General features: G+C 26.2%; 14 protein-coding genes. 4 read left to right on the top strand and 10 right to left on the bottom strand.

Features of this window, described 5'->3' with window-relative positions; genetic code table 4:
* Nucleotides 1–135 precede the first annotated feature (135 nt).
* Genes CK556_RS01375 through CK556_RS01365 form a run of 3 tightly spaced genes read left to right on the top strand, consistent with a single transcriptional unit; the run spans nt 136 to nt 5,430 of the window.
* Nucleotides 136–2,946: a lipoprotein gene (locus CK556_RS01375; RefSeq protein ID WP_027875292.1), complete on the top strand. Its 2,811-nt coding sequence runs from the start codon at nt 136–138 to the stop codon at nt 2,944–2,946.
* A gap of 1 nt (nt 2,947) precedes the next feature.
* Complete coding sequence (locus tag CK556_RS01370; protein WP_027875291.1) at nt 2,948–5,020, top strand: lipoprotein; 2,073 nt, start codon at nt 2,948–2,950, stop codon at nt 5,018–5,020.
* Nucleotides 5,020–5,430 carry an HIT family protein gene (locus CK556_RS01365; RefSeq protein ID WP_027875290.1) on the top strand — a complete coding sequence of 137 codons (411 nt, stop codon included), beginning with the start codon at nt 5,020–5,022 and terminating at the stop codon, nt 5,428–5,430. The genes CK556_RS01370 and CK556_RS01365 overlap by 1 nt, the downstream gene beginning before the upstream one ends.
* A gap of 63 nt (nt 5,431–5,493) precedes the next feature.
* Here CK556_RS01365 and CK556_RS01360 read toward each other — a convergent pair whose 3' ends face one another.
* The 6 genes from CK556_RS01360 to CK556_RS01335 form a co-directional block, all read right to left on the bottom strand.
* The gene (locus CK556_RS01360; RefSeq protein ID WP_027875289.1) at nt 5,494–6,474 is read right to left on the bottom strand and encodes a 3'-5' exoribonuclease YhaM family protein; all 981 of its coding nucleotides are present in this window, start codon (nt 6,472–6,474) and stop codon (nt 5,494–5,496) included.
* A 27-nt stretch (nt 6,475–6,501) separates the two neighbouring features.
* Nucleotides 6,502–7,161: a uracil-DNA glycosylase gene (locus CK556_RS01355; RefSeq protein WP_420845525.1), complete on the bottom strand. Its 660-nt coding sequence runs from the start codon at nt 7,159–7,161 to the stop codon at nt 6,502–6,504.
* A complete protein-coding gene (gene trmFO, locus CK556_RS01350; RefSeq protein WP_027875287.1) occupies nt 7,145–8,473 on the bottom strand; it encodes a methylenetetrahydrofolate--tRNA-(uracil(54)-C(5))-methyltransferase (FADH(2)-oxidizing) TrmFO in 1,329 nt (442 codons plus the stop codon). Before trmFO ends, CK556_RS01355 begins: the two co-directional genes overlap by 17 nt.
* A gap of 72 nt (nt 8,474–8,545) precedes the next feature.
* Complete coding sequence (locus CK556_RS01345) at nt 8,546–10,444, bottom strand: M13 family metallopeptidase (RefSeq protein ID WP_027875286.1); 1,899 nt, start codon at nt 10,442–10,444, stop codon at nt 8,546–8,548.
* A gap of 48 nt (nt 10,445–10,492) precedes the next feature.
* Entirely contained in the window at nt 10,493–11,776 is a 1,284-nt protein-coding gene (locus tag CK556_RS01340) for an FtsX-like permease family protein (protein ID WP_156923122.1), read from the bottom strand.
* Nucleotides 11,769–12,476: an ABC transporter ATP-binding protein gene (locus CK556_RS01335; protein ID WP_036246497.1), complete on the bottom strand. Its 708-nt coding sequence runs from the start codon at nt 12,474–12,476 to the stop codon at nt 11,769–11,771. Before CK556_RS01335 ends, CK556_RS01340 begins: the two co-directional genes overlap by 8 nt.
* Nucleotides 12,477–12,688: 212 nt before the next feature.
* On the opposite strand from CK556_RS01335, the gene CK556_RS03860 reads away from it, so the two are divergent.
* Nucleotides 12,689–12,955, top strand: a complete 267-nt coding sequence (locus tag CK556_RS03860) for a hypothetical protein (RefSeq protein ID WP_156923121.1) — start codon at nt 12,689–12,691, stop codon at nt 12,953–12,955.
* A 114-nt stretch (nt 12,956–13,069) separates the two neighbouring features.
* Here CK556_RS03860 and metK read toward each other — a convergent pair whose 3' ends face one another.
* The 4 genes from metK to ftsY all read right to left on the bottom strand — a co-directional run bounded on the left by metK (nt 13,070) and on the right by ftsY (nt 16,476).
* Nucleotides 13,070–14,203 carry a methionine adenosyltransferase gene (metK, locus tag CK556_RS01325; protein ID WP_027875283.1) on the bottom strand — a complete coding sequence of 378 codons (1,134 nt, stop codon included), beginning with the start codon at nt 14,201–14,203 and terminating at the stop codon, nt 13,070–13,072.
* Between the two features lie 86 nt (nt 14,204–14,289).
* Entirely contained in the window at nt 14,290–15,054 is a 765-nt protein-coding gene (locus tag CK556_RS01320; RefSeq protein ID WP_027875282.1) for a TIGR00282 family metallophosphoesterase, read from the bottom strand.
* A complete protein-coding gene (gene ylxM, locus CK556_RS01315; RefSeq protein WP_027875281.1) occupies nt 15,054–15,380 on the bottom strand; it encodes a YlxM family DNA-binding protein in 327 nt (108 codons plus the stop codon). The genes CK556_RS01320 and ylxM overlap by 1 nt, the downstream gene beginning before the upstream one ends.
* Complete coding sequence (ftsY, locus tag CK556_RS01310) at nt 15,373–16,476, bottom strand: signal recognition particle-docking protein FtsY (protein WP_027875280.1); 1,104 nt, start codon at nt 16,474–16,476, stop codon at nt 15,373–15,375. The genes ylxM and ftsY overlap by 8 nt, the downstream gene beginning before the upstream one ends.
* Nucleotides 16,477–16,500 lie beyond the last annotated feature (24 nt).

Genomic DNA, 16,500 nt, shown 5'->3' with positions numbered 1-16,500 from the left:
TACTCTATTAATAGTATCTCATATTTAATAATAATATTTTTTTTCAAAAGCTTTTAAGTTATAATATTACTAATGCTTATATTTTATATAAAATAAAGCGTTTAAATTGTAGTTTTCACAAGGAGGAAAATAATTATGAAAAAATTATTATCATTGATCGGAGCATTAACATTAACAGCAAGTGCTAGTAGTGTTTTAATCTCTTGTTCAGATAAAGATACAGATAAGTATGGTAACACTTTTATTAATGGAGATGGTAGTTTAAAAATAACAACAGAAGATCTTTTAAATTGATACAATGAAACATACGGAAGTTTAGGAAAAAACCCACAAAAATTTTTAGCACAGTTCTATAACATTTTTGCTGTTGCAATTTATGAAGAAGCAAGTAGAGAAGAAAATAACATTTTTGAAAACTTGAAAACAACTAACTCTCAATATTTAAATCAAGACGGTAAAGAGTTTGCTGAAAGTTTAAAAAATGCATATGGAAAAGAATCAAAAGCAACTGGAACAATTTATGGTAATGCAAATAGTGCAATGGTTAACGAAAGAAAAGGGTACCTTGATGATAAAAGTAAAGGAACTAAAGCTTGAGTTAAGTATTTAAGAAATGAGTTTCCTTGAGTAGATAATGATCAAACATCATTAGAAAATGCATGAATTTCTAATTATATTTTAACAGATTCTAGTAATTCAGCATATGCAAACTTAGCAAATACACTAGGCTTTGGTGCTTCACAATCAACTTGATATCAAGGTTATTCTTCAATCATAGTTAATGACACAACTATTTCTGGTTTAATGTCTTCATTTATTAGACTTTGTGGAGATATTCAAATTAATCAAGAAACAAAAACAACAAAAATTTATCAAACTCCAGGAATTAGTGAAAATCAGGAAATTGCTATTATTAATTTAATAAATGCATTAGGTGGTAAAAACGCATTTATTACAACTACAACAGAAACATTTAAAATTGAATTTATTACTTCATTAGAAGACAATGCATTCAAAAACCTTACATGAAATGATTTTTTACAAGGAATAAGTAGTAGATATAGAAGAGATTCGAATTCTTTTACAGGAACAATTGCTTCTCTTTCATCAAGCCATTCATTGTTTGATTTAGCTGACGTTCAAGCTCTAAGATTAGATTCATATGGGACAAAGTATGAAAAATTCTGAAATCATGAAGGAAAACAAGGAACTAACCTAAATAGAACTAATATTGTTTCGGTTGCTCCAAACTTGAATTCTACAAATAGTCAAGAAAGCAAAGATATTTGAAATAAATATGGAACAAAACAAAATGTTTTATCTAATTCTCAAAGATTTTTAGTTGATAAATACTTTGAAGAAAAAGCACCTGTAGCTACTTCTCAAGTTGTTTTAAGTTTTTCTGCAATTAATGCTTCAGCAACACCTGACACATTATCAGAGATAAGTCCTGCTCAATTTGTTAACCCTGACTGAACTAGTGTTCAAACACAACAATTTTTTATTGGTTTTGACAGATATTATAATGAGTATGTTAAAAGTGGAACAAGTAGCACACAATATGATATAAAAACAAGTAATAACTCATCTGCAGCAGCTGGTTTATCTGACTTTGAAACATTTTACAGAGGTGCTAACTCAAGAAATAGCAACTTATGAAAATTGGGTGACGAACAAAGTTATATTAAACCTTATTTAACAGCTACTAAAAATGAACAACTGTTAACAAAAGATTTTGACACAACGTCAGGGACATATTCAAATTTAGCAAAATTTTCAGTTTATGATTTTTTAGCTAATGGAGGAGAAGCAAAAAATTCTTCTGTAAATAGCAAAGCAGATTCTTGAACTAATGAAAATACAAATATTAAAGATATTGCAACATTTAATGCAAAAATAGGTAATAATGATCAAGCTAAAAAAGGTGTAGATACACTTTTTGAATTAGTAAACACACTAGGTAGACATGCTAATGATACTGATTCAAATGTTAAACCTTATGAAGTTGTTAATGAAGAAGAAGGAATTATTGCTTTCATTGATACTGATGGATTACACTTTTTAAAAATTGATGGATATCAAACTCTTAAAGCATCTAGCAATCAGAAAAATTCTTATTCTACAAAAAGAAGTGAAGAAAACGATAAAAAACAGTCATTAGCTTATGACACATTAGTTAATACTAATAAAGAATTAATTCCTTACTTATTGAATCCAAAATCAATTCAAGGTTCTTATAACTTAAAAGAAGAAACTACAGTTGGAACTAATGCTGATATTGACAAAATTAATATTATAAATGGAATGGCAGATGAATTTAAAACAGAATATAGTGAAATTTTAAACTATTCTATTGAAAATGATTATGAAAGATTCTTAGTTAATAACTCTATTGCTAAAAATGCTTTAAGCTCAGAAAGCGATAGTTCAAATTTATTCTATAACTTTGATATTGTTTCAGATGCTCAAGCTTCAATAACATCAACAGAAAGTTTTGGATTATTAGGTCAATGAATATGATTATACATGGATGAAATTTTTGGAACAAATGGAAACTACTACGAACTATATAAAAAATTCTTTGAAGTTGAAGGCGAAAATATAAATGAAGACGGAATAAGAGATCTTTTAGATTACATTGAAGCAACACAAAATGCTGTTGAAAATTTAAACCAAACTTTTAAAACACAAAATTGAAATTGAATTAAATCAACAGAAGATAATTACAAAAAACAAATGGCAGCAGCATCAGTTAACAGTGTTCAACAATCATTTATTCCTAAGTATGCACTAGAAGTTAATTCAAGCATCTTTAATGAAATTACATATTGAAAAACACCATTATCAGATGAAGCAAAAACTAATTATATTTTTAAATCAGTTAAATATTTAGAAGACGCTGTTATTTATAATTTAAATATTAAGCATAAAGAAGGAGTTGAGTAATATGAGAAAATTAATAGCAATTTTAGCAGCTGTTGGTTTAACTGCTACAACATCAACTGTTGTAGTTTCATGTGCTAATTCTGTGGATAGATTTAATAAATTAAATTTTAGTGATACCAACATATATAAAACATTAATCATTAAAATGAGAGATAACGGTCTAATTAGTGTTTCTGAAGCACAAAAATTCTTATCAATAACAGATACTGAAATTATTGCAGACGTTATTAAAATCTTAGATAAGAACATAGCTGATGAAGAATTCAAAGAAACTAGCTCAAGTTTAGCATCAACACTAAAAGTTAAAAATGAGGCAGTTGATTCTCGAACAAATATCCTACTTAGAAATTTAGCAAATAATCAATTCTTTACTGAATATACTTCAGCTATTATTAAGGCTGGCAAAGCTGGTGTTAATGAATATGATTATATGGGGACTGGTTTCAATCCAAAAAGAATTTTAAAGAATGATACTTGAATTAAATATTCAATTTATTTCAAAGCAGAAAGTGAAACTACTTATAAGCGTTGGCAAACTGAAGCTGAACATGGAAAAGAGCAAACTCCAACAATTGATGAATTAAACAATGGTAAATTTTTTATAGTTGGTAATGCAAAAGACGAAACAATTAATAGTTTACCAACTACTAAAAAAGTAATAGGGCAAGACGAAGCAATTACAACTAGTGCTTTCCTAGCTGTTTCTAGTGATCAAGGAGATGGTTCTTTTAATGGAAATGATATCATGCAATACAGATTCCAAAGTTACATCAATTCAAAAATTGTTCCTGAGTTATACAGTCAATTAATAAGTTTAACTTATTTAGATAGTAATCTACTAACAACTAACTGAACTTCAACTAATTATGCTAACTCTTTTGTTAGATTGGACACAACTAATAAATTAGTAACTTCAATGCAAAATTCATTAATTTCTTCAACAAAACAGTCAAATGTAAAATTGATTTGATCTATTAAAACAGATGTTTCAGATAGTGAAGGGACACCTACTGATTTTAACAATTGAGTTCGTTCTTATAAGGAATTAATTAAAGGTTCAAGTTCTCAAGCTGGAAATATTGAATTAAATGAAGGCGAATTGCAAAAATTGTTAGATGCTTTTAAAGACCAAGCTGGTGGAGAAGAAACAACAAATGTTGTTAATACAACACAGTTAGGTGCTGATCCTTTCTTTGGTTTAAAAGGATATAATGGAATCGTTATGAACAATGATACAGGTGTTGCAGCAATTAGTGGTAACCTAGAAATTTCAACAACAGCTCAAACTGATGCAAAAGCAATTACTAGACCAACAATTTTAACTGGTAATGATGAAGGTTATGAAGTTGGAGATGCTGGAGAAAGAGAAATTGTTTTAGTTTTACCTTTATATCTAAATGATATATACGATAACTCAAGTATTTCTTTATTATCTGAGACTAATGGTGACATTAATATGTCTATTCCAGCAAATACATGAATCCCTCTTGCGGACAAATATAGTCCTGCGATTGATAATGTAAATATTGTAAGTGAAACTAAAAATATTGAAGTGATTTATGACACAAATCAAAATGCTTACATTAAATTAAACGACAAGGCAACAAGTGGCGAAATTACATTGGGTGAAACTATTAAACATAAAGTAAATATCAAAGTTGAAGACGAACCAACAACTTTAGGTGTTAACCAAGTTATTGATAAAACTAATGATTCATTTACAAGAGCCTTTAGTGTTGAAGACGCTGCAAAAGTTGGCGAAACTGACAAAATACTATATTCTATTGGTTTTGCTAGAAATCCAGACCCAAGATCAAACTATAATTTAAGCTACACATGAAACAACGATAGAAAATCAAGTAGTGATATTAAAGGATTGTCAGCTAATTCAAAACAATTATTATTATCAGAAATTGAAAACGGAATAGTTAAAAGCGATACTGATTATACTACAGAAGCAAAAACTGAATTATATACTAAATACATCATGGAAGGTGACAATGTTCTTTACCAAGGACTTTATGATGAATTGGCAAAATACATTAAAGACGAAACATCTGGTGAATCAAACTAATGAATAACGAATGTTTATTTTGTAAAATAATTAATCAAGATATTCCTTCACATAAAATTTATGAAAATGAATATGTTTATGCATTCTTAGATATTTTTCCAGTTACTGATGGTCATACATTAATAATACCTAAAGTACATGCTGAAAATTTAACTAAAACACCTGATTTATATCTTGTTGAAGTTGCTAAAGCTAAAAAAGTTGTAGCTGAATTACTTCAAGAAAAATTAGATGGTGTAAAAGGATTTAACTATGTTTCTAATCAAGAAGCTATAGCAAAACAAGTTGTATTCCATTATCATGAGCATATCTTACCTAAATTTAAAGTTGATGAAGGTTTCCTACATGATAAAAATGTAAACCTTAAATATGCTACTTTAGAAGATGTATTTAACGAAATATCAAAATAGAGATGACACTAAAGTCATCTTTTTTTATTTGTAATAAAAAAATGTAGCTCTCACTACATTACATTATTTTTTGTGTTTATAAAACATTTTTCCATCAACACTAATAATTCTAGGTGTTCATGTTTTATGTTCAACTTTATTTAACTCGTCATTTATTTTAAATACCTTTGCATCTAAATCATCAAACATTGATAACATAATAGCTTCAATAATAACTGGTTCTGTTGGTGAACCATATTCTTTTTTACCATGACTTGCAATAATCATATGTTGTAATAATGTTAAGCTTTCATTTATATTTCCATTTTCATCTTTATATAAATTTAATTCTTCTGCAATTTTATTTAATTCAGTATTACCAATACTAATGTGACCAATTACTTTGCCTTGTAAACTATAATCTGTTCCAGTTAGATCAACAATTTCAATTACTTTTCCTATATCGTGAAGAATAGCTCCACAAATTAAAAGTTCTCAATCAATTGAAGCATATGAATAACTTGGTCTTAGTGCCATTGCATTTTTCACTAGTGTAAAACTATGTCAGAATAATCCACCTTTAACATTATGATGAATAGTCATAGCTGCTGGATATGTTAAAAATTCTTGTTCATATTTCTTAATTAAACCAATTGTTAATTTGCTGTATGTCTCATTTGTTAAACCTTCTAAGATTGTCATTAATTCAGCATAGTTCTTCTCAATGTTAATTGGTGCTTCAATAAAGAAGTCACTTGATTTTAATCCATAAGAAGCTAATTCTGTTTCACTTACAATAGTATAGTCATTAACTTTAAGTTGTAATACACCCCTAAATTCATTTATAGCTGCATTCTTAAACAAAACAAAAGCGTTTGGTTGTAATAATTGTTTATCTTCTTCTGTTACTGTTCATTTTCTTGCTTCAATTCTACCAGTTTTATCTGATAAATTTAAAATCAAATAAGATGAACCATTAGTTGCTGTAGAAACAATTATTTTTTCTAACCTAACAACTAAATCAGCTGCTGGTATGGAATTATTTAATTCATTTATTTTTTTCATACGTTTCTCCCTATTTATTATTTTACCTTATTTAGACCAATCAATTGGTGCTAAATTATTATTAAGCAAAATTGTATTTATTTTTGAAAACGGCTTAGAATTTTCAAAACCCTTATAATAGCTTAATGGTGAAGGATGTGCTGATTCAATAAAATTTTTTGTTTTTAAATCTAAATTTTTATAAACCTTCTTAGCGTAGTTTCCTCATAAGCAGTAAATAATATTTGGATTAATTTCATTTAATTTATTTAATATTTCACTAACAATTTCTTGCCAGCCAAGTTTGCTATGACTACCTGGTTTATTTTCAATGACTGTTCAACATGTATTAATTAATAAAACCCCTTGTTTTACTCATCCTGTTAAATCATTATTGTCAAAATGTTTTATTTTCAAATCATTGTCCAACTCTTTAAAAATATTAATTAAGCTTTTTGGTGATTTAATTTTATTATTAGCGCTAAAAGCTATTCCATCAGCCTGCTTAGGATTATGATAAGGATCTTGACCAATAATAATAACTTTAATATCCTCAGGTTTAACTAAACTAAATAATCTTAAACAATCTTGTTTAATTGGATATATGTTTTCTTCAGTAGCATAAGCTAATTCTATTGTTCTATTAATTTTTTGATCAAGACTATTTTCAGAAAATATTTTTTCTCAGTTTTTAATCATTTGCTTCACCTATCTTTATAATTTTGCTAATTTTTTTTATAAAATTCTTCATTTCTTTTTCTGATTGTTCAAATGAATAAAACTCTGATTTTGAATTTTTATTTTTTTGATCTAAAATACCAAGATTACATTTCATTGGTTTTAGTTGTTCATGTTTAGGATTTGTAATGTAAAAATTTAAAGCACCTAACATTGTTTTTCTTGAAGGCTGTTCAATCTTTACATTATTTAAATAAGCAAGTACATTAATTGCTGCTAAGATTCCACTGCTTGCAGATTCAATATAACCTTCAACACCAGTTATTTGACCTGCAAAGAAAATATTTTTATTTCTTTTAACTTGTTGTGATCTATTTAAAAGTTTTGGTGAATTAATATAATAGTTTTTATGCATAACACCATATCTAACAATATTGCATTTTTCTAATCCAGGTAAAGTAGATAAAATTCTTTTTTGTTCTGGTCATTTAATGTTTGTTTGAAATCCTACAAAATTATATAAACTATCAATTGCGTCATCTTGTCTTAATTGCACAACAGCATAGGGAATTTCATTATTTAAATCATATAAGTTATTAGGTGATAATGGACCATTTAGTAAAACCTTTTTACTTGTTTTTGCAATTTGTTCAATAGGTTGACAACCTTTAAAATAAACTTCCTTTTCAAAACTCTTTAAAGTTATTGTTTCAGCTTTTTTTAACTCTTCAACAAATGCCTCAAATTCGTTCATATTAAGTGGAATACAGATGTATTGACCATGTTTACCATCATTATGCCTACTTGCCCAATAAACCCTATTAAAATCAATACTTTCCTTTGTTATGATTGGTGCTGAAGCATCTAAGAAGAATAATTTTTCATTTCCAGTTAAATATTCAATACTTTTGCCTAGTTTTTCAGTAGTTAATGGCCCTGAAGCAATAATTGTAACTTTTGTATAATCTATTTTTGTAACCTCTTGATTAAATAAATTAATATTTTTATGATTGTTAATTACTTGTGTTATATATTTACTAAAACCAAAGCGATCAACACTTAAAGCATCATCACCAGGTATTTGATTTTCATATGCAGCTTTAATAACTAAAGAATTCAACATTTCCATTTCATTTTTTAAAATTCCAGCAGCATTCTTTTTTGATTTACTTCTTAATGTGTTTGAGCAAACTAGTTCTGCTAAATCATTTGTTTTTTGAATCTCATTTCTAACTAATGATTTAACTTCAAATAAATTAACTTTAACTCCATTTTCTGCTAATAGATATGCGGCTTCACATCCTGCTAAACCTGCACCAATAATATTCACTTCTTTTTGCATGTTAACCTCTTACTAATATAAATTATATGTTAAAAAATAAAAAAACCATCTTTAAGATGGTTAATTATTTAATTATCAAACTTTAGTTCTTTCTTCTTTTGTTTTATACATTCCATCACCTGGTTTTGTTTTATAAACCTCATGGAACTCATCAATATTGACAAGAACTCCATTACATCTAAATTCTTCTGGTGAGTGTGGATCAACTAATAATCTTGTATTTTTTTGTTCATCTGTTGCTTTTCTTCTTCAAACTAATGCATAGTTAGTGAAGAAGTCTTTTAAGCCTTCAGGACTTTGAGTCTTGCAAATATCCAATGCAGCTGCAACTCCACTTAAATCTCCAATATTTTCTCCAAGAGTTAATTTACCATTTACATTAGAACCATTGATTTGGTATTCATTGTATTGTTCAACAACTTTTTGAGTTCTTAATTTGTATTGTTCATTATCTTGTTCAGTTCATCAATTTTCAAAGTTTCCATATTTATCAAACTTACTTCCTTCATCATCAAAACCGTGACTTACTTCATGACCAATAACTGCTCCAATACCACCAAGGTTTGCTGCATGTGATTGGTTTACATCATAAAATGGTTTTTGTAAAATTCCAGCTGGAAAGCAAATTTCGTTTGAAGTTGGATTGTAATATGCATTAACTGTTTGAGCATCCATGTATCATTTGGTTTTATCAACAGGTAAATTAATTTCTTTTATTTCTTTATTAATATAGTGTTTTGATAAACTTAGCATGTTATCAAATAAACTTCCACCTTCTTCATAACTTAAAATTTCAACATCACTTAGATCCTCTCATTTGTCTGGATATCCTATTTTAATAGTAAATGATTTAAGTTTTTCAATAGCTTTTGTTTTTGTAACTTCTGACATTCAATCAAGAGTTTTAATTCTTTTTTCATAAACATCTAATAAATCATGAACCATTTTTAAAACATCTTTTTTAGCGTCTGGTGAAAAATGACGTTTAACGTATTCTTTAGACAATAACTCTCCTAATGTTCCATCAACAAATTCAACAACGCGATCTTCAATTGGCTTCATTTTCTTAACTCCACTAAATACTGAACCATATTTAAATCCATTTTCATACAAATCAATTGATAATAGTTTTGAATAAGAACTAGTGACTTTATATAGCATTATGTCTTTTAAATCATTGATATCAATTTCATTAAGCATTTTATTTAATTCTGTAAAATATTTAGGTTCAGTTAAAATAATTTTTTTTGCCTTATCATAACCTGTTTCTTTTAAATAAATTGTTCAATTAATAATAGGACATATTTCATTTAAGTCTTTAATTGTAACAACATTATAAATATTTTCTGGCTCACGTAATTCTTCTTGTTTAAACATTGATTTTGAGATTTTATCTTCAAAATTATAAATTAAGCTAAATATATCTTTTGTTGATAATTTTAATCCTGAAATTTTAACTAAGTTATTAATGTACTCTTCGTATGCTTTTTTAATTTCATTATGTCTTGGGTGAGTTGTATCATAAAAATCTCTATCTGACATTCCTAAACCCATTGAATCAATCATTAAGGCTCTCAAATTACTATCTTTAAAGTCTGAGTCTACTCCTTTTGAATGAAAGAATGAAACTCCTCATTTTTGGTATAGCTCTACAAATAAGCTTGTTATTTGTTTTTTATCCTTTAAATTTTCAATGGTACTTAAAATAGGTTTGATAGGATCAATGCCTTGCTTATTTCTTGAATCATTATTTAAATAATTAGAACGTAAATTAACTAACATTTTGCTTTCTTTATCTAAATCAGATTTTGCTACTAAATCATTAAGAATATTTTTTATATCATCTATTGACTTTTTTTGAAGCATTTCAAAACTACCTCATGATGCATAACCATCAGGCAATTCATTATTATCTATTCACTCTTTATTAACTGAATCATAGAAATTATCTTGTGGTCTTATTTTTGTCATATAATCTCTCCTTTTATTAGATATAATTTTATAACAAAAAAACGTCAATTAAGACGTTAATTCATTTCTTTTTAAAAATTTTGAAGTTCATTCAATTAAGCTTAAAAATAACATAATCAATAAAACAACAAATATCTCGATATATCAATATTTTAAGTTCAATAAAGCTGATTGATCTTTTCAAATAATTGAAATTAAAGTTGTTCCAATAAAACTTAAAAGAACATAGAAAATTCAAATAATTAAAAATTGAAATATATTTCTTAAAAATATTTTTGATCTTGTAAAACCCAATTTTCTTAATGTTTCAGTTTCTTTTTGCAAACTTTTTAAATACATTAAAAAGCCATTTATTAAAATAATAAAGGTAAAACTAATAAATACAATGTTTAAATATGAGCCCAAAAACATTAAGCCGTTTAAATATTCAGCATTTTGATTTAATTCATAGCTTTCAATTCCCATTTTATTAATAACATTAATTGAAAAATTTAAAAAAATCATTGAATTAACAAGCATTAAAATTATTTTTGTTATTAAGTCTGCATTAAATTCCATATTTTTAATTGAGCTTGAAATTGTAAAATATTTTATAAAAAATTTAAATAATACTTTAGCAATACAAACTATAAATATTTCTAATAAAAAATATAGACCTATAATAAAAAATATTCCTCCAAATAAATATAAAACTTCTGTATTATTAAAAATAATTAATAAAAAGTATGAAGTTAAAAATAAAGATCCAATTAAGATTTTAAAAAATTGTTTTTTCTTATTTTTTTGAATTTTATAATTATTTTCAATTCGCTTATATTTTTTTGTTGACAAAAACATTATTGCTGACAAAGTAATAAAGCTCACTAAAAGTACTAAAAATATATTTATAAAAGAGTAGTTAATTGAAAAACTTGAAGCAAGTATTGATTTATTGATTAAACTTGCAATAAGTAATTTATTTAAAAATATAGATGCAAAAAATCCTAAAATGTAGCTAGGAATCATTATAATTGATTGTTCAAGCAATAAATTTTTAAAGACTTTGTGAAATGCTAATCCAATTAGCCTTCTATTTATTAAATCTTTTTCTCTCACATTAAAGTTAATACTTATAATTATAGTTATCATTGATATTGAAATAAGAAACAAAAGACCAAATAAAATTATAAAAATTAAAGTCATATTCGATTCTTTGTCAAGTTGTTTTAGTGACGATAATAATAAAAATAATGATGAATTAGTAAACAGTGATGATAAAAATAATATTATGAATATTGGCAAATTATAACTCTTATAAAAATTTAGTTGTTTAAATATTTGACTATTATGCATTTTCAAAAAGCAACTTTTTTTCTAATTCATTAATTGAAATTTCATTAGTTTTAATTTGTTCTGTTATTTTTCCATTATTCATTAATACAATTTTTTCTGTTTCAAGTCCTACCTGTGGTGAATGAGTAACTATTACTAAAGTTTTTTTCATTTTTTTACTATTAACTATTAATTCATCTAAAACTTTCTTTGTGTTAATCAAATCAAGAGCTCCTGTTGGTTCATCAGCTAATATAATCTTTGATTTTCCTAATAATGCTCTAGCAATAGCAACACGTTGTTTTTGACCACCGGATAGTTTAGCAACAATAACTTTTTCTTTTGTAACAAGTCCTAGTTCATTTAATAAACTTTTGTATTTTTGTTCGCTAATTTTATTTTTATTATTTCTTTCAATAAACTTTATATTTTGTTCAACAGTTAGATATTCAATTAATTTATAGTCTTGATAAATGTATGATATTTCGTTTGATCTAAACTTTGTAAGTTTGGGTTCTTTTAAGTCGACTATATTAGTACCATTAATTATAATACTTCCTTCAGATGGTTTTTCAATTCCAGATAAAATGTTTAAAAGAGTTGTTTTACCCACTCCACTATTACCCATAATTGAAACGCATTCATTTTCTAAAATGCTTAAATTAATTTCTTGTAAAATATTTTCTTTTTTAATTTTATTTATTTTGATTAATTCTTTCATGAAAAATCCTCCTATTTTAAATTGTTAAAAATAGGTTACTTTAAATTGAAGAAATTGAATGCCTATATCAAATTATTCTTTCAAGCATTATTAACTTTTCTCAAAAACATAAATATTTAATATATTTATTATTAGTTTTTGAAATTTCATTTATATCAAACTCTTTTTTATAATTTATAATTATTGCATTTAAAAGTGATAAAAAATTTACTGTGATAATAATCGTACAAAGTAAAGCAATTGATGCTTTAAAATTTATTAAAATCATATTATCTTTTAAAAATACAATTAGCAAAGTAATTGTAAAGACAAAAATAAATAAAGTTCAAAGAAAGAAAAAAAGAAAAAAGACTGAAATATACTTTGGCTTTACTTTATTTGTCTTAAAAATTGAAAAAATTGAAAAAAACAGTGAAAAAATTACAATTATTGGAATAAGAAATCCTAATTGTGGTAATAAAAATGAAATTAAAAAATAAAAAATTAATATTCTAAAAAAAATATTTTTAGTAAATTTTTCCATTTATTTCATTTTCCTTTTTTATTAATTATTATATGATAAAAAATCACTTTAATCAAAGTGATTTTTTTCTTTATTTTTTAATTGACGCAACTTTATCTAATTTCTCTCAAGTAAATTCATTTTTACCAAAGTGACCATAAGTCGCAGTTTTTAAGAATATTGGTTTTCTTAAATCTAAAACTTTAATTATTTCATTAACTGAAAAATTAAAGTTTTCAGTTAAAATTTTAACAATTTCTTCTTTTGTTACTTTTTCAGTACCAAATGTTTCAATAAAAATTGAGACTGGTTCTGGTTTACCAATTGCATATGAAACTTGTATTTCAACTTTATCAGCTAAACCTGCTGCAACTAAATTTTTAGCAGCGTATCTTGCCATATAGGCAGCTGATCTATCAACTTTAGTTGCATCTTTTCCTGAAAATGCTCCACCACCATGGCGTGAATAACCACCATAAGTATCAACAATTATTTTTCTTCCTGTTAAACCAGTATCTCCTTGTGGACCACCAATTACAAATCTACCTGTAGGATTAATTAAAACTTTATAGTCTGTGTTCAATCCAAACTCTTTGGCTACAATATCCATTATTTCATTTTTAATAAACGCCTTAAATTCAGCTTCAATCATTTCATCATCATGTTGAATAGACATTAAGATTGTGTCAATTTTTGGATTTGATTCATCTGTATAATCTATTGTTACTTGAGACTTCATATCTGGTCTTGCTCATTTAAATTTTCCTTCTTTTCTTAACTTAGAAGCTAAGTAAACTAATTCATGTGAAATAGTTATAGCTAATGGTAAAAAAGTTTTTGATTCATTTGTTGCATAACCAAACATAATACCTTGGTCACCAGCCCCGATTATTTCAGTATCTAATTCAATTCCTAAAGCAATATCTGCTGATTGTTGCTCAATTCTAATATCAATTTGACATGTGTCAGCATTGATACCATATGCATCGTTGTTGTATCCTATTTTTCTTAATACTTCGCGTGCAACTTTTTCATAATCAACAACAGCAGTTGTTGTTATCTGTCCACCGATTAATAAATAGTTTGTGGTAGCAAATGTTTCGCAGGCTACCTTAGCGTTTGGGTCTTGTTTCAATACTTCATCCAATATCGCATCAGATATCTGATCACATATTTTGTCTGGATGACCTTCTGAAACACTTTCGCTAGTAAATAATTTTCTCATTTTTCCTTTTTCCCTTCTGCGATATCAATATAAATTATACTAAATTCGTTTTAAAATCTGGAATAAAAAAAGCAAATAAATTGCTTTTAAATACTTATTCTTTCAATGCTAATTGCTTTGTTGGTATTTTCATTAATTTCAATAATTACACCGTTTAATTTTGCAATTCCATTTGCAGGTTGGAAACGTTTTATAAGTCCTGTTTTTTGTTTATAAATAGCATCGCTTGGTTCAATTCCAATAACTGAATCAATTACCCCACTCATTCCTAAATCAGTAATAAATGCAGTACCTTTTGGTAATATTCTTTCATCAGCTGTTTGAACGTGAGTATGTGTTCCAACAAATCCAGTTATTATTCCATCATAATTTAAAGCAAAAGCTATTTTTTCAGCAGTTGTTTCAGCATGAAAATCAACTAATAAAATATCATAATTTAGTTTAAGATTTAAAAAATCTTCCATTGATTCATAAACACTATTTGAAGGGTCCATAAAATTGTTACCCATTAAATTTAAAACACAAATTTTTTTATTATTTTTTTGAACTATTACATATCCATTGCCTGGTGTTTTATACATATTCATAGGTTTTAGTAAATCTGGAGTTTGAGATATATATTGAAGAACTTCAGGATTTTTAAATATATGATTTCCGCTTGTAATAACATCAACACTATTTTGCTTATAAAAATTATAATGTTCTTTTGATATTGATTTACCATGAGTTGTATTTTCACCATTAACAACAACAAAATCAATTTTTTTAGATTCAATTAATTTTGCAATATGTTTTTTAAATGCATCTCTACCAGGTTTAGCAAAAATGTCTCCTATCATTAAAATTCTCATTAAATAACCTCTTTCATTTCATTAACAAGCTTTATAACTTCTTTATTACTTGATTCTTTATATGAATCTAAAACTTTATTAATTACTTCTTTTTTCTTATTTAGACCCAATTTTTCTTCTAAATCATTTAATGATTTTATGATTTTATTAATTGCATCATGTGCTGCTGCTTTTGATATTTCTAATTGATCCGCTATTTCTTGAAAACTTAAATCCTCTTCAAAATATAACTCAAAATATTCAACCTGTTTTTGTGTTAACAAATTATGATAAAGATAAAACAATGAAGACAACTCCAAAGTTTTTTCTAAATTATTTTTACTCATTGTCCTCTTCCTTGTCTTCCATAAAACCAATAACTAAACTATATACATATTGATCTACATCAAATTTTTCAAGATCTTCTACTTGTTCTCCAACTCCTACAAGTTTAACAGGAATGTTTAATTGATCTTTTATTGAAAGCGCAATTCCACCCTTACTTGTTCCATCCATTTTCGTTAAAACAATTCCAGTTACATTTGCAACTTCATTAAATTCTTGTGCTTGAATAACTCCATTTTGACCAGTTGTTGCATCTATTACTAGTAATAATTCATGCGGTGCTTTTTTTTCAAATTTTTCAACAACTTGATACATTTTTTCTAATTCATTCATCAAATTAACTTTATTTTGTAAACGACCAGCAGTATCAATTAATAGTAAATCGTAATTTTCACCCTTAGCTTTTTCCAATGCATCATAAACCACACTTGCTGGATCTTGATTTTTCTTTTTACCTTTAACTAAATCAACTTTATTATCCAGTCTTTTATCAACCCATTCTTCAAGTTGCTCAATAGCTCCCGCTCTAAAAGTATCTGCTGCTGCAATTAAAACCTTTTTATTTTGTTCAGCGTAGTAGTTAGCAATTTTTGATAATGATGTTGTTTTACCAGTTCCATTAACTCCAATCACCATGAATATGTTTAATCTTCCATCTTCAAAATTTAAATTATTAACTTTTTTTGATCCATCAGTATAAATGTCATAAATTTCTTCAGCTAGGATTTCTCTAAATTCTAAGGCCTCAGTTGTATTTTTAACTTTTCTTCTAATATTATTTGATATCTTTAAAACCATTTTCATTCCCATATCAGTTTTAATTAAAACTTCTTCTAGTTCTTCAAAGAAATCGTCATCCATTTTTTTATATTTCTTTGAAAGCTTTTTAATATCTTTTGAAAAGTCTAAAGCTGATTTTGCAATTGCTTTTTCAGTCTTTTGTTTTTTAGCTTTAAGTTTTTGTTTTTTAACAATTTCTTTATCGCTTGGTGTTTTCTTCTCTTCTACTACATCTATTTTTTCAGCTTCTATCGCCTCGATATTTTCTTCAATAGTTTTTCCCTTTATTTTATCTTTTAACTTATTCCAAAACCCCATGATATACCTCTATCTACTATTTAT

Source organism: Mesoplasma chauliocola (genome assembly GCF_002290085.1).
Classification (GTDB): domain Bacteria; phylum Bacillota_I; class Bacilli_A; order Mycoplasmatales; family Mycoplasmataceae; genus Mesoplasma; species Mesoplasma chauliocola.
This window is presented reverse-complemented; position numbering and strand designations above follow the sequence as displayed.